Origin of the sequence: Microbacterium sp. SORGH_AS_0969 (genome assembly GCF_030818255.1) — a bacterium.
GTDB lineage: Bacteria > Actinomycetota > Actinomycetes > Actinomycetales > Microbacteriaceae > Microbacterium.
Window position 1 is genome coordinate 443,390 of the sequence record NZ_JAUTAG010000001.1, and the last position, 13,241, is coordinate 456,630.

The 13,241-nt window shown below is 66.0% G+C and carries 18 protein-coding genes and 1 other annotated feature; of the genes, 9 read left to right on the top strand and 9 right to left on the bottom strand.

Annotated features, from left to right (window positions below; translation table 11 throughout):
- The first annotated feature begins 48 nt into the window (after positions 1-48).
- A complete protein-coding gene (locus QE388_RS01955; RefSeq protein ID WP_307382567.1) occupies positions 49-2,103 on the top strand; it encodes a sucrose-specific PTS transporter subunit IIBC in 2,055 nt (684 codons plus the stop codon).
- Positions 2,104-2,147: 44 nt separating this feature from the next.
- Here the strand turns inward: QE388_RS01955 and QE388_RS01960 are convergent, their stop codons facing one another.
- The gene (locus QE388_RS01960) at positions 2,148-3,125 is read right to left on the bottom strand and encodes a LacI family DNA-binding transcriptional regulator (RefSeq protein WP_307382568.1); all 978 of its coding nucleotides are present in this window, start codon (positions 3,123-3,125) and stop codon (positions 2,148-2,150) included.
- A gap of 47 nt (positions 3,126-3,172) precedes the next feature.
- Positions 3,173-3,376 carry a hypothetical protein gene (locus QE388_RS01965; RefSeq protein ID WP_275801266.1) on the bottom strand — a complete coding sequence of 68 codons (204 nt, stop codon included), beginning with the start codon at positions 3,374-3,376 and terminating at the stop codon, positions 3,173-3,175.
- Positions 3,377-3,405: 29 nt separating this feature from the next.
- Between QE388_RS01965 and QE388_RS01970 the strand changes: the two genes are divergently transcribed.
- Together QE388_RS01970 and QE388_RS01975 are read left to right on the top strand one after the other, a co-directional pair.
- Positions 3,406-3,858 (top strand): hypothetical protein, encoded by a 453-nt coding sequence (locus tag QE388_RS01970; RefSeq protein WP_307382569.1) that lies wholly within the window; start codon positions 3,406-3,408, stop codon positions 3,856-3,858.
- Positions 3,859-3,935: 77 nt separating this feature from the next.
- Positions 3,936-4,145 (top strand): DUF1653 domain-containing protein, encoded by a 210-nt coding sequence (locus QE388_RS01975; protein WP_275801262.1) that lies wholly within the window; start codon positions 3,936-3,938, stop codon positions 4,143-4,145.
- Positions 4,146-4,216: 71 nt separating this feature from the next.
- On the opposite strand, the gene QE388_RS01980 is transcribed toward QE388_RS01975, so the two are convergent.
- Both QE388_RS01980 and QE388_RS01985 read right to left on the bottom strand, forming a co-directional pair.
- Positions 4,217-4,483, bottom strand: coding sequence for a LysE family transporter (locus tag QE388_RS01980; RefSeq protein ID WP_275801260.1), 267 nt, complete (start codon positions 4,481-4,483; stop codon positions 4,217-4,219).
- Between the two features lie 38 nt (positions 4,484-4,521).
- Positions 4,522-4,809 (bottom strand): hypothetical protein, encoded by a 288-nt coding sequence (locus tag QE388_RS01985; protein WP_307382572.1) that lies wholly within the window; start codon positions 4,807-4,809, stop codon positions 4,522-4,524.
- Between the two features lie 336 nt (positions 4,810-5,145).
- On the opposite strand from QE388_RS01985, the gene QE388_RS01990 reads away from it, so the two are divergent.
- Positions 5,146-5,547, top strand: a complete 402-nt coding sequence (locus tag QE388_RS01990; protein WP_307382574.1) for an aldehyde dehydrogenase — start codon at positions 5,146-5,148, stop codon at positions 5,545-5,547.
- A gap of 7 nt (positions 5,548-5,554) precedes the next feature.
- Here QE388_RS01990 and QE388_RS01995 read toward each other — a convergent pair whose 3' ends face one another.
- The 3 genes from QE388_RS01995 to QE388_RS02005 all read right to left on the bottom strand — a co-directional run bounded on the left by QE388_RS01995 (position 5,555) and on the right by QE388_RS02005 (position 7,025).
- Positions 5,555-5,812 carry a nuclease gene (locus QE388_RS01995; RefSeq protein ID WP_307382576.1) on the bottom strand — a complete coding sequence of 86 codons (258 nt, stop codon included), beginning with the start codon at positions 5,810-5,812 and terminating at the stop codon, positions 5,555-5,557.
- Between the two features lie 100 nt (positions 5,813-5,912).
- Positions 5,913-6,518: a PIN domain-containing protein gene (locus QE388_RS02000; protein WP_307382578.1), complete on the bottom strand. Its 606-nt coding sequence runs from the start codon at positions 6,516-6,518 to the stop codon at positions 5,913-5,915.
- Between the two features lie 3 nt (positions 6,519-6,521).
- Positions 6,522-7,025 carry a helix-turn-helix domain-containing protein gene (locus tag QE388_RS02005; protein ID WP_307382581.1) on the bottom strand — a complete coding sequence of 168 codons (504 nt, stop codon included), beginning with the start codon at positions 7,023-7,025 and terminating at the stop codon, positions 6,522-6,524.
- Between the two features lie 301 nt (positions 7,026-7,326).
- Here QE388_RS02005 and QE388_RS02010 point away from each other — a divergent pair, with 301 nt between their 5' ends.
- The 3 genes from QE388_RS02010 to QE388_RS02020 all read left to right on the top strand — a co-directional run bounded on the left by QE388_RS02010 (position 7,327) and on the right by QE388_RS02020 (position 8,573).
- Positions 7,327-7,500, top strand: a complete 174-nt coding sequence (locus QE388_RS02010; RefSeq protein WP_307382583.1) for a hypothetical protein — start codon at positions 7,327-7,329, stop codon at positions 7,498-7,500.
- A 186-nt stretch (positions 7,501-7,686) separates the two neighbouring features.
- Positions 7,687-8,139: an N-acetyltransferase gene (locus tag QE388_RS02015; protein ID WP_307382585.1), complete on the top strand. Its 453-nt coding sequence runs from the start codon at positions 7,687-7,689 to the stop codon at positions 8,137-8,139.
- A 23-nt stretch (positions 8,140-8,162) separates the two neighbouring features.
- Entirely contained in the window at positions 8,163-8,573 is a 411-nt protein-coding gene (locus tag QE388_RS02020; RefSeq protein WP_307382586.1) for a RidA family protein, read from the top strand.
- Between the two features lie 117 nt (positions 8,574-8,690).
- Here QE388_RS02020 and QE388_RS02025 read toward each other — a convergent pair whose 3' ends face one another.
- Both QE388_RS02025 and QE388_RS02030 read right to left on the bottom strand, forming a co-directional pair.
- Positions 8,691-9,530 (bottom strand): nucleotidyl transferase AbiEii/AbiGii toxin family protein, encoded by an 840-nt coding sequence (locus QE388_RS02025; RefSeq protein WP_307382588.1) that lies wholly within the window; start codon positions 9,528-9,530, stop codon positions 8,691-8,693.
- Positions 9,527-10,084, bottom strand: coding sequence for a hypothetical protein (locus tag QE388_RS02030; protein ID WP_307382590.1), 558 nt, complete (start codon positions 10,082-10,084; stop codon positions 9,527-9,529). The genes QE388_RS02025 and QE388_RS02030 overlap by 4 nt, the downstream gene beginning before the upstream one ends.
- A 247-nt stretch (positions 10,085-10,331) precedes the next feature.
- Between QE388_RS02030 and QE388_RS02035 the strand changes: the two genes are divergently transcribed.
- Positions 10,332-11,596, top strand: a protein-coding gene (locus tag QE388_RS02035; RefSeq protein ID WP_307387036.1) for an IS3 family transposase whose coding sequence is annotated in 2 segments (ribosomal slippage) — positions 10,332-10,635 and positions 10,635-11,596 — 1,266 coding nt in all. Because the reading frame shifts where the segments join, the coding sequence is not laid out codon by codon here.
- Positions 10,631-10,765: a sequence feature (AL1L pseudoknot), on the top strand. It overlaps the preceding gene by 135 nt.
- A 319-nt stretch (positions 11,597-11,915) precedes the next feature.
- Complete coding sequence (locus QE388_RS02040) at positions 11,916-13,055, top strand: hypothetical protein (RefSeq protein WP_307382592.1); 1,140 nt, start codon at positions 11,916-11,918, stop codon at positions 13,053-13,055.
- The last annotated feature ends 186 nt before the right edge of the window (positions 13,056-13,241 follow it).

Sequence of the window (13,241 nt, forward strand, 5' to 3'; positions counted from 1 at the left end):
TTTGGGCGGAGCCGGGTCAGCACCCTACTATGTCAAACGTTTGACAGAGTGTGTCAATCGGTCCTTCCCTTCACCGCCGTCGACCTTCAGGACTTCCCGATGCAGCACGACCTCGTCGCCCGCTCCGTTCTCACCGCGCTCGGTGGACCCGAGAACATCCAGGTGGCCGCGCACTGCGCGACCCGACTGCGGATCGTGACGGTCGACAAGACCAAGATCGATCAGGCGGCACTGGATGCCGATCCCGACGTGAAGGGCACGTTCGAGGCGGGCGGGCAGTTCCAGATCATCATCGGCCCGGGCGACGTGGACAAGGTCTACGAGGAGCTCGTCGCGCTGTCGGGCGTGCGGGCCGCGTCGAAGGACGAGGTCAAGCAGGTCGCCGGCCAAGGCGGCAACGTCGTCGTGCGGTTCATCAAGATGCTGTCCGACATCTTCGTGCCGGTCCTCCCGGCGCTGATCGCCGGCGGCCTCCTGATGGCGCTCAACAACGTGCTGACGGCGCCGGGCTTGTTCGGCCCCGATGCGGTGACCACGACGCTGCCGTGGCTGGCCGACCCCGCCGCGCTCATCAACCTCCTGGCATCGGCCGCCTTCGCGTTCCTTCCGGTGCTCGTGGCCTTCTCCGCGGGTCAGCGGTTCGGCGCGAACCCCTACCTGTCCGCGGCCCTGGGGGCTGCGATGGTCACCCCGTCGCTGGTGAACGGTTACTCGGTCGCGCAGGCGATCGCCGACGGAACCATGACCTACTGGAACATCCTCGGCTTCGACGTCGCACAGGCCGGGTACCAGGGCACCGTCATCCCCGTCCTCGCGGTCGTGTACCTGCTCTCGCTGTGCGAGAAGCTCCTGCGCCGTGTGCTGAAGGGGACGTTCGACTTCCTCTTCACGCCGATGATCGCGCTGCTCGTGACCGGCATGGCGACCTTCGTCGTGGTGGGTCCCGCGATGCGCTGGGTCAGCGACGCCATCACTTTCGGCCTGTCCTGGGTGTACGACAGCTTCGGCTTCGTCGGCGGTGCGCTGTTCGGACTCGCCTACTCCCCCATCGTCGTCACAGGGCTCCACCAGAGCTTCCCCGCGGTCGAGCTCAGCCTCATCGCGCAGGGCGGCTCGTTCATCTTCGTGATCGCCTCGATGTCCAACATCGCGCAGGGCGCCGCGTGCCTCGCCGTCTTCCTCTTGGTTCGCCGCGGCTCCAAGCTCCGGGCGATGGCGGGTGCCTCGAGCCTCTCGGCCCTCCTCGGCATCACCGAGCCCGCGATCTTCGGCGTCAACCTGCGCTTGCAGTTCCCCTTCTTCATCGGCATGGGTGCCGCGGCCGTCGCCGGCGGCTTCATCAGCGCTCTCGGTGTGAAGGCGATCTCCCTGGGGGCCGCGGGTCTCATCGGTTTCGTCTCGATCCAGCCCTCGTCGATCCCGCTCTTCCTCCTGTGCGCGCTGATCAGCTTCGTGCTGTCGTTCGGTGCCACCCTTGGCTACGGCCGCTGGCGCGTCGCCCGTGGGCGCTCGCTCGACCCGACCGAGGGCGTGGCACCGCTCGACGCGTCGGCGGCCGTCGACTCACCCGACACCGAGGTTGACACGGCCGCCGCCACCGGGTCCGTGGCATCCGATCTGCCCGATGCACGCGTCGACATCGTCTCGCCCGCGCGAGGCCGGCTGATCCCGCTCTCCGAGGTGCCCGACCCGATGTTCTCGGGCGGCGTGCTCGGCGGCGGCGTGGCCGTGGTGCCGAGCGAGGGCGACGTCAGCGCCCCGGTCGCCGGCGTGCTGACCGCGGTGTTCCCGACCGGCCACGCCTACGGCATCACGACCGACGACGGGATCGAGGTGCTGGTGCACATCGGCATCGACACCGTCAACCTGAAGGGCGAGCACTTCACTGCCCTGGTCGCCGCGGGCGAGCGCGTCGAGGTGGGCACCCCGCTGGCACGGGTCGACTGGGCGGCCGTCCGAGCCGCCGGGTACGAGATCACGACGCCGATCGTCATCACCAACTCCGACAGCTTCGAGGTCGTCGACTCCGTCGAGGCGGCGGACGTCGCCCCCGGAGACCCGATCTTCCACGTGCACCGCAGCCCCGTCGCTCCGCACGCCTGATCCGACGCAGTAGCGCGACCCGACCCGTGCCGGTCGCGCCGCGGCTACCGCACGGTCTCGCCGCGGCGGAGCGTCACCGGCAGCACCGTCTCGGCCGGGACGTCGACGTCGGGCGACTCGATGCGCCGCATGAGCAGTTCGACGGACTCCTCCGCCAGCCGGTCCACGGGTTGCAGCACCGTGGTCAGGGTCGGAGCGAGATGTCGAACGGCCGCCGATCCGTCGTACCCGACCACTCCGAAGTCGTCGGGAACCCGCACGCCCCGCGTGCGCGCCCATTCCACGGCCATCAGGGCGCTGACATCGTCGGTGCAGAACGCGGCGTCGTAGCCGCCCTCGTCGAGGGCGCTCTCGATGAGAGCTCGCCTCTCGTCGAGGCTCGACCCGAAGCCGTACGCCAGCAACGATTCCGTCAGTCCGTGCGCGCCCACGACCTCGCGGTAGCCCGACCGGCGCGCCGAGCCGAGGTCGTCGCGAGGTGTGACGAAGAGAATGCGCCGGTAGCCGGCATCCACCAGCAGGTGAGTCGCGAGAGAGGCACCCGCACGGTTGTCGCTTCGGACATCCGGGATGCCGGGACCCAGTCGCCGATCGAGAGCGACGATCGGAAGCCCGGCCGTGCGGTACAAGCCGATGTCGTCATTGTGGGTGGAGGTGATGACCCCGGCGACCTGGTGCGCGAGGAGCAGTTCGAGCGACGCCGTTTCGCGCTCGACGCTGCGCAGACTGTCACAGAGGAGGGTCCGATACCCCCGATCGGCGAGGTTCGCCTCGACCGCGGCGGCGAACTCGCCGAAGAAGGGGTCGGCGACCGTCGGAACGATCAGCCCCACGACCCGCGTCCCCCGGCCGAGGAGAGAGCGGGCCACCTCGTTCGGCCGGTACCCGAGTTCGGCGATGGCCCGGTGGACATCGGCGCGGACTCTGTCGCTGAGGTAGCCGCGGTCGTTCAACACCCGCGACACCGTGGTCACCGAGACACCGGCGCGGGCCGCCACATCGGCAAGGGTCGGACGCGACACATACCCTCCCCGGACGGATCAGCCCGTCGCACGGACCGGTTCTCAGTCTAAACGGCCGGGAGCAGCCCCCGTTCGGCGAAGACCTTCTTCGCCGTGGGTGTCGTGTTCCACGGCATCGCGGTGATCACCGCGGCCACCCTGGCCATGACGCTGCGCAACCGCTGACGGCGGGACCGCGCGACGGCGACGGAGCTTCGAGGCCGGTGGATGCCGCTGCGACGCGCCGATTCACGCGCGTCGCGCGTCGTCATAGGCGCTTCTCGCAGCGAGGATGACCTCGATGTTCTGGTTCCGCACGCTGCTGCACACCGCAGGACGCCTCGTGGCTACGTACCCGGGCACGGCGAAATGGATGCTGATGCACGGGCCGACCGTGACCGCCGCTCTCCCCATCCTCGAGGCGGGCACGGCTGTCCTGTCCGAGAGCGGCTTCGGAGCGCGCACCAGTTTCGCCTACGCCGCCCTCTTCAACAACGCCATGCTCACCGTCTCGCTCAACGACGATCGCCTGCAGCACGAGGGCGACGGCCCCCGCGACCACGCGACCATGATGGACGAGTTCCGCAGGATGCCGACGGCATCCCCTCACGCCCACGATCTCGGGCGGGAGATCATCGGCCCCTTCGCCGAGGGCGGGCAGACGGCCGTGCAGACGCGGTGGGCGTACTACGACTTCGTCGTCGACACCACGATCGCCGGACTCGACGCGAGCCTCCGCCCGACCGCCGGGTGAGTGGGAACGCGGATGCCGTTGCACCCACGCCAGCGCGTCGACGCATGCCCCGCGCGGCTCCCACGAAAGGACGTCCTATGACCATCGAACCCGGCATCTACGAGCACTTCAAGGGTCAGCGCTACGAGGTGTTCGGCACCGCGAGGCATTCCGAGACCGAGGAGGTCTTCGTCTCGTACCGCAAGCTCTACGACGATTACTCGTACTGGGTGCGTCCGGTGGAGATGTTCACGGGCGCCGTCGAGCGGGATGGGTACTCGGGGCCGAGGTTCCGCCGCATCGTGTAGCTCTCGACTTGCCGATGGGGCGGGCGCGGAACTCGGTATGTACGCGGGGTCGTGCGACCTCTGTCGAGAGATCAGCGAGCTTCGAAAGCGAGCCGTCCGGCGAGCAGAACATACGTCGCCGCGAACGTGCGGCGAAGCCACGCCATGACCTTCGGGTGCGTGATGACCTGGTTGCGCATCGTCGCGGCGAAGACGCCGTAGAGCGCGAACACGACGAACGTCAGCGCCATGAACACGAGGCTGAGCGAGACCATGTGCCAGGTGCCGTTGGCTTCGCCCGCAGGAACGAACTGCGGGAGGAAGGCGAAGAAGAAGATCGGATCCACCTTCTGAGACATTCGCGTGCAGCACCGCTTCACCTCCACGCCGGACGGCTTCACCTGCTCAGACGGCGATCCCGATCCCGGCGACGCAACACCGTAAATGTGGCCACCGCAGCCACGAACATCGAGGCCATCACCGGGACGCCCCATTCCGCATGCACTCCGAGTCGACCAGCGTTCCGGAAGCCTTCGAAGAGAGGAAGGCCCAAGAGGTCGACAGGCATCACGACATCGCCCGCCGCGTAGCGCGCAGACTCAGCCGCAAAGAAGAACGCGGCGGTCGTCGCAGCAAGCACAAGGACTGCGGTGGCGGCCGCAATGGTCGCGACCGCGATCGTCATTGGGCCGGGGTTGCGTCTTGCGCTGACTGACGTCATTGGCTTCGTCCTTTCGGGTTTCGTGCGCACCATTGCACACCCAGAAGCACGTAGGCATGCCATTACTCGAGAAACTTCACCCCGCACCCACCAGGCCGCCGCGCCGAGCACCGACTCGGCCGACTCATGACGTGGCGAGAGTTGGATGCGCCGACGCCCGCTCCCTCTCAGCCGCCGTGAGCAACTGATCAACCTCCCCAGAGCCCTGTCGAGCCCCGACACCCTCGGCGTAGCATTCGAGTACGCCGGGTCCTCCGCGGCATCCGGTCCCTCCGTCACAACGAGCACTCGGGAGAAGCAATGGACACGATGGCCATGATGAAGTCGATGGACATGGGCGAGATGACCATGGACACGGATGCCATGCAGGAATGCATGCAGTCCCTGAACGCGTGCGCGATGGCCGCGGCGATGTGCGCCGGCAGCGACATGATGCACGGCCCCGAGATGGCGACGTGCTGCGCCATGTGCTCGAACATGGTCGAGATGGCTCAGGCGACGATGCACATGATGATGCGTCCGGCTGGCATGAACATGGACGTGATGAGCGCCATGATGACCGCCTGCATGACCATGGGCAAGGCCTGCGCCGCCGAGTGTCGCGCCCACGCCGACATGGACGAGATGTGCCGCTACTGCGCCATGGCCTGCGACGACATGGTCATGAAGTGCGAGGCCATGATGGCCTCGATGAGCGCGTAGTTCCGGTTCAGGCGACGCGAGCGGTCGTGATGACCGTCGCCGCGTTGAGGAGTTCCGCGACCGGGTGGTAGGCCACCGGCTCCCCCGCCGCGATGTCGACCGCAGGTCCCACGACCCGCAGTTCCACCGTCGCGCCCTTCAGCAGGGCGACGGTGATCGTCGCGCCATCGGCGTCGACCACGAGACCGTCCCACCACGCGGAGGGGTTCGAGGCTGCCATGCAGCGCTGGATCGGGTGGACTGTCGACGAGATCGTGCGGGACATGGCTTCACCTGCCTTCGAGGGGTTTCGGTGAGATGAAGCTACGGGATGCCGTAGGGGCGGGCGATCTGGGACGTAGTGGGACGTAACACCTCAGGTTCAGCTACAGACCGGGTTCTTCGATGTCCCCCGTCGAAGCTCTCGAGGAAGCCAACACGGCCGAGACCGCATCGGCGAATCGAGGTGCCCCGCCGCGCGCGAGCCGTTCCAGCAGTTCGTCTTTCGTGACCGGGGGTCTGCCCATCGCGCGCGCCTGATCTTCGATGAGCTGCACGGTCACGGTCACGCTGAGATCGAACTGCGACAGCAGGAAATCGTCGAGCCGCACGGCTTCCAGTCCGAGCGGCGCGAGCGCCGTCGTGGGAAAGTCGCGCACGTTCTCCGTCACGATGACATCTGCCCTCCCACGGATCGCGGCCGCGAGAACACGGCGGTCATTCGGGTCGGGCAGTTCGAGCCCCTCGACGAGCGGCTCCCATCCCGATACGCGCGCGTCTTCGAACGCCTCGTTCATGCTCCGAAACCGGCTGTAGAACCGGCCGGGATCGATGTCCGGATGGATCTCGCACAGAGCTCGCAGAACCTCCTCCTCAACCGCCTCCGACCAGAGCGGCCGAAAGGCTCCGCAATCAGCCATACGCAGAGGAGTGTCGCAAGGAGCGATGGGCACGAGAACGCAAGCATCAAGGAATGCCGTGAAATGAGTCACTGGTCACTGCCTTCGTGCGCGCCGCAGTGCCTCTGCGTAGTCCGTCGCACTGGCTTCATAGAGGCCGTCGTCGTTCGCCTGACGGGTCATCTCGTCTAGACGGCTCCGCCGTTCCTCTCGCTTACGGTCGCGATACGCGAGAACGTCGTGAAGCCTCAGCCTGCGATGCCGGGACTCGCCGAGCCGCTCGAACGGAAGCTCGTGTTCGTCCAAGAGCCGCACCAGTGTGTTGCGACTGATCCCAAGGAGCGTCGCCGCCTGCTGGGTCGTGAGCTGGCGATCGATCGGCTCCAGGCTGACAGACGCACCCCGTTCCATCGCAGCGACAACACGCTTGAGCGCTTCGTACACAGGAAGCGGAAGAGGAACCTGCTCTCCGTCCGGGCCGACCAGCACGGCCGGAGCAGAATGCTGCTCCAAGAAGTTGGCCAGCCTCATCATCTCGTCGAGGTCATGCGGTGGCTCGACGACCTGTGCGTGACGGGACGAACGCGCATGCTCAGACATGAATCCATTATCGCGCAAATCGCCCAATTCGTTCAATACGCCCATCGCGCCCGTTCCACGCCGTGGACGGCGAACGCACCCTTCGCGCAGCCACGGCCCGCGTGCTCGCCCCTCCGCGCAGGGCGGCGATGACCACGGTGAAATTGCGAAGCGCGGAACCGCTCGGCGTCGTCATCCAGACCCTCGAGCGCCCACGAATTCACCCGCGCAACACGTTCGTGAACGAGGGTCGCCGGATCGACACGTTCGTCTGCAGCGCCTCTTCGGGAGCACGGTTCCGCCTGGGGCGTGCGAAGGAGTGGTGTACGACGCGTCGATCTGGGAGAGCGCGCGCCTTCGGCAGTCGCTCCTCGCCGCCATCTTGATCGGGTCGGCGCTGATCGCCGCGTCCGTCACCAGCGGCGCTCTGATCATCTCGACGGCTATGCGCGGGCGCCCCATCGCCGCCGAGGAGCCGTCGACAGACGGAACGTGATCAATGAGACTCGTTCTGTACGCAGCGGTGTCTAGCGCGACTCTCGTTCCCATCTTCCGGTGTTTTTGACATTCGGACGATGCATGTGGACCGCGCGGAGTCCGAAGAACCCGGCGTGAAGTCGACGCCACTCCGCCGACGCGGCCAGAGCAGCGGCGGCGTCTGGACGCTGATTACTGTGAGCGTGTGCCATCGTTACGCCCCCGGACGAACGCAGACCTCCCCGTTGTCGCGAGCTGGGTTCCCAACGCCGAGGCCCTCTTCGCGTTCGCCGGCCCGTGGGTGAACTGGCCTTTCCTGCCGAGCGACCTCGATGATCTGCACAAACGGCCCGGCGCGAGCGCGTGGATGCTGGACACGAGCGAGGGCGAACCCGTCGGCCACGTGCAGTTCACTCCGCTCGAGGATGCTCTGCGCATCGGCCGTCTGATCGTCGCTCCGAGCGTCCGCGGCCAGGGGTGGGGACGCCGCCTTCTTCTTCTCACCTTGGACTACGCACGCGCACAGGGCGTTTCGCGCGTGCAGTTGGGGGTCTTGGCATCCAATGCCCCAGCCCGCCGACTGTACGAATCGGTCGGATTCGTCGCCGACCCCGAGACTCTCGACGCCGCCATCGTGCTGATGGCCCGCAACATCTGAACCCACCCCCGAAAGGTCAGAAGATGCCCACCGCCGTCACGCTCATCCGTTCGAGCGCGCTCTCCGACAGCGCGGAGTACGCCTACGTCGCCACCGCTCCCGCCGACGCGCGGCTGATCTTCCTCGCCGGTTCCTGCCCACTGAACCTCGACGGCACGACCGCAGGCGTCGGCGACTACGCCGCCCAGGCGGCGAAGTGTGTCGAGAACATGTCGATCGCGCTCCGCGAAGCCGGCGCGGAGATCACGGATGTCATCAGCACGCGAGTCCTCGTCGCCTCGACGCGCCAAGCCGACCTGGTGACGGCGTGGGAGGTTGTCCGCGACGCGTTCGGTGAGCACGACGTTCCGAGCACGCTCCTCGGCGTCACCGTGCTCGGGTACGACGGCCAGCTCGTCGAGATCGAGGCTGTTGCGGCGGTTGTCGACCGCTGAGGCGTTGCCTGCTCACTAGGGACGGAACCCATCGCATCCGCGGGCCGGGAAACCTCGCGAGGATCACGACCTCCCGCGGAGCTCGTCGCGACACGGGTCTTCACGCAAGACCGCGAATCACCAGTCCTCGAAGGCAGGATCGAGAATCGCAGCAACGCGGACGATCTGATCGTCGAGGCTTTCCTCGCTCAGGCCTTCGAGCCGCTCCTTCCGCCGCCAGGCAGCCCACTTCCGCTGGCTGAGTGCGCCGTATCCTTCGAGGACAGGTCCGATCACCTGCAACTCGACGCCTCGGTGCGACGCCACAGCTCGAGCAGCCTCGCGCAGGTCGACGATGTCGATCCCCGCTTCGCCGAGAGTCACGATGTCGACGTAGTCGCGCCAGCGAGTGCTGGTGACACCTCTCTCCAGGATGGTCACGCCTTTCTCCGCGATCGTCGACTCCGGCGCGTACCCCAGGAGCGTGATGGGCTCTCCAAGAAGGCGAGGCAGTGTCACCTTGCGCGGCGCGGGGACGATGGGATCGCCCGTCGACACGTCCCACGCGATGACTCCCTGCCAGCTCCCGATACGCGCTTTGAGGCGAAGCCGGATGCCGGGGTAGGTCGCGTCCTCGCGAATGTCCGTCACCACGAGACTGTCCAGCAGAAACTCGACGCCGTCGTCGGCTTCGACGGCGGCGACGTCACGGACCACCCGGCGAAGATGCGTCGGTGTGACATCAGCTGCTATCGCGTTCGAGTCAGCGTCCTTTGTGAAACGGCGCACGCCATATGCGCCGAGCAGGAGGCCGCCCTTCAGGACGAAATCCTCTGCATGCGGCGTCCGCGCGAGTCTGGCGAGAAAGGACTCAAGTGCGTGCCTGAGGAGATACTCCTGCGTTGCCACCGGGGCGCCGTTCGCGGCGCCCGAACGGGCGAGCGCCTGGATTGTTCGGAAGGTCTTGACGCCGCTCACGTGAGGATCTCCAGCGCGTCGCGCACGGGCTTAGCGCTCCGAGGAAGGGCTTGAGCGACCTTCATCAACTTCGCGGGCTTCCCCCCGCGACGCAGCCACTCTTTCAGGGCGTCGCGCGGAATCTCGTAACCCGTGTCGGCTCGTAGCCGGAAGCAGTCGACGATCGCTCGTTCGGGCGTGTAGATGCCGATCCGCTGAGTACTGCCAGGGATGCCGATGTCTTCTCGCTCCAGCGAAAAGGTGCCCGCATCAAATCGATGCCAGTGGATGGCACTTTCTGAGGCGGGAACGCGGGTTCCGCGGGGAATAGCGACGTCGAGGGCGTCGGGGATGACGTCCGTGAGGTCGTAATAGGCGAGCGCCGAGACCAGGCAGATGGTCGCCTCAGGGCGTCGAGCCGAAGCTTCGAGTTGGTCCCAGTCCGCCGTAGGCGACCCTTCGGGGAGATAAAGGCCCCGAGCGATCCGCTCCCACGCTCCGCTCTTCGCGCTGCGGTAGAAACTGCTCCGACTGCCCGTACCGTGCGCAGGCGAGTTTGGTGTGACGGGTTGCACTACTCCTCCTCGGCGACACAGAACGTATGCAGCTAAGTCTATCTGGATACGACTCGTCCCATAGGCTCACAGGAGGGCGACCTCGCGTGGCCTTCCACCACCACCCCGTTTCTGCCCTAACCGACTCAGCAGGTGCCGTTTCGGGCTGGATTCCATGCCGGAACGCATGCAGTACCTGAACGCCTGGGCGATCTGAAGCGCCCTGGGTTTGTTGGAGGCTCCTGACCTTGGAAACGAGGATGGGGTTATGCCGAAGGAACAGGCGATCGGGAAGCCGACGACGCGTCGGTATTCGGATGAGGAGAAGGCCGCCGCGGTGCGGATGGTGAGGACGCTGCGCGCCGAGCTCGGAGTCACCCAGGGGACGGTGCAGCGGGTCGCTACGCAGCTCGGCTACGGGGTCGAGTCCGTGCGGATGTGGGTGAAGCAGGCCGACATCGACGACGGCGTCACCGCGGGCGTGAGCACCACGGAGGCGCAGCGGATCCGGGAGCTGGAGCAGGAGAACCGGGAGCTGCGCCGCGCCAACGAGGTGCTGAAGCGGGCCGCGTCTTTCTTCGGGGCGGAGCTCGACCGCCACTACCGGAAGTAGTCGCGTTCATCGACGCGAACAAGGACGACCTGGTCGATGGTCGCCGGCTCGGAGTCGAGCTCATCTGCAGATTGCTGCAGGTGGCTCCGAGCAGCTATTACGCCGCCAAGACCCGTTCCCCGTCAGCTCGCGCCGTCCGCGACGAAGAGCTGATCCCGCAGCTGGTGCAGTTGTGGGACGTGAACTACCGGGTCTACGGGGTCCGCAAGCTTTGGAAGGCTGCCGGACGCGTCGGGATCATGATCGGACGGGATCAGACCGCGCGGCTGATGCGGGCAGCCGGGATCGAGGGCGCGAGACGTTCGAAGCGGGTCAAGACCACCAGGGCGGATCCGACATCGGCCAGACACCCGGATCTGGTGCGGCGGGAGTTCACCTCGACCGCACCGAACCGGCTTTGGGTGACCGATTTAACGTTCGTGCCGACGTGGGCTGGCGTCGCTTACGTCTGCTTCATCGTCGACGCGTTCAGTCGGATGATCGTGGGGTGGCGGGTCGCGTCGCACATGCGTACCGAGATGGTCCTCGACGCGATCGAGATGGCACGCTGGTCCCGCGGGCACCGCCACGCGGACCTGCGGTGTCACAGCGATGCGGGCTCTCAATTCACGTCGATTCGCTACGGGGAGCGGCTCGCGGAGATCGGCGCCACCCCGTCGATCGGGACCGTCGGCGACAGCTATGACAACGCCCTGGCCGAGACAGTCAATGGGTACTTCAAGGCCGAACTCGTCCGCGGGCCGGCACGATCCGGGCCGTGGAAGACCGTCGAGGATCTCGAGCTCGCGACCCTCGGCTGGGTCCACTGGCACAACACCGAGCGCCTCCACGGCTACCTCGGCGACGTCCCGCCCGCCGAGTTCGAGAACGCGTTCTATGCTGTCCAAGCCGACCGCGATCAGCTGGTCGGAATCAAATAGCGCGAGTCTCCATCAGACCCAGGGCGCTTCAATCGCCGCGGCGATGAGCGCCTAATTCTCTTCTTTGGTGCGGCCTCTGACTCTCTAAAAGCGGGTGGTAGCCACCGGTTCCCCCACCGCCATGTCGACCGCGGGTACGACCACCGCGACGACCACGAGACCGTCCCATCACACGGAGAGGTTCTAGGCTGCCCTGCAGCGCTGCATCGGGTGGACTATCGACGAGATCGTGCGAGCATCGCCGCTGATAGGAAAGCTAAGATTTCGACCGTTCTCCCATATGAGCCTCGATGTCGTAGGTGTGCCATACCGTTCACACATGAACACGAACGCGCTCCTGCCGGCCGCTGATCCGGTCGATGTCGCTTTTATTCAGCAAGCGCACCAGATTTGGATCCAGGGTAGCCCGGCACAAGCGACACAATTGGTGAGGTCGAGAGCGGAGACTGGCCAGCCTTGGGCGGCGGCTCTTTTGGCCTGGATGCTTATGCAGCAGGGGTACCCCGCTCTGGATGAAGGCGTCACTTGGGCTCTGCGGGCTGCGAGGGTGGGATTTGCTGGCCAACTGACGCAAGCGTTTCACAACGTCGTTGCGAATCTCAGCTCCTACCCAAACCTCGCCGACCGCCTCCCAGAACTACTCACTCTTGGCGTGCCCTGGTGGTCGAGTCCCGATTTCATCGGGCAAGCCTGGAATTTGCTAGCCAACGGCCAGCCGGAGTTGGCGATGCGTCTCATGATGACGCCGAGCACACCTCCCCCGTGGGCTGAGAACGAGCAGCTGTCTCACATCGTCGCCAGCGCTGGCGACCGCATGCGAGAACTGGAGGGCACCGCCGCATCGATAGAGCGCGTTCAGTCCGATATAAACGAAGCGAGCGTCCGTGCGCAAGAGGCCATCGACCGCGCGACGAACGATCTTGAGACACGGGCTGGCCAGGCAGGGCTACTGGTTGACGCCACGACCTCTGACGCGACGAACTCGTTGTTCAAAGCCGATGCTGCTCGAAACGCAAAAGAATCTAGGGGATCGTGGATCGCGGGTCTCTTCACCCTAGGGGCTGCCGCAACGGTAGCGGTGCTTCCCGTCATACTGCACTACCTCCAGATTGGCCCCACCTACACCGCCTTCGAACAAGTGGGACTCCACCTCGTGTCAACAGCCGCTTTGGCAACGTTCGCTGGCGTTCTACTAGCTCGCGCGCGTTCGCGCGACCAGTCCGCTCAACGCGCGCACGATTTGTCGACGGCGATGGGAACGATGATTGCCTACAGCAACCAGATTGGCGATCCGACCGAGAAGCAGCGATTCATGACGACCATGGGACAACTCGTCCTACAGGCTCACCTGACGACGGGCGGAAAGGGCGGGAGTAGCGAGGAATCCCTGAGTGGAATGCTCACATTGGCCAACCTCATCAAATCCCCCGCCCACTCCGCTGCGACATCCGCTTCGTGAACGCATCACAGCGCCGTTTGCGTGAACGCCTTGCGGTGCCGTTCGTAGGCGACGACGAGCGAGGTCGTCTATTCGCCACCACTGGACGTCAGGTCTGATGAACGGCACCATCAGCCACCCGTGTAACGCCCACGTAAACTCCCCCTCTCCCACCCCGCCCTGCGGGGTGAGCCAACCGTTACCTCC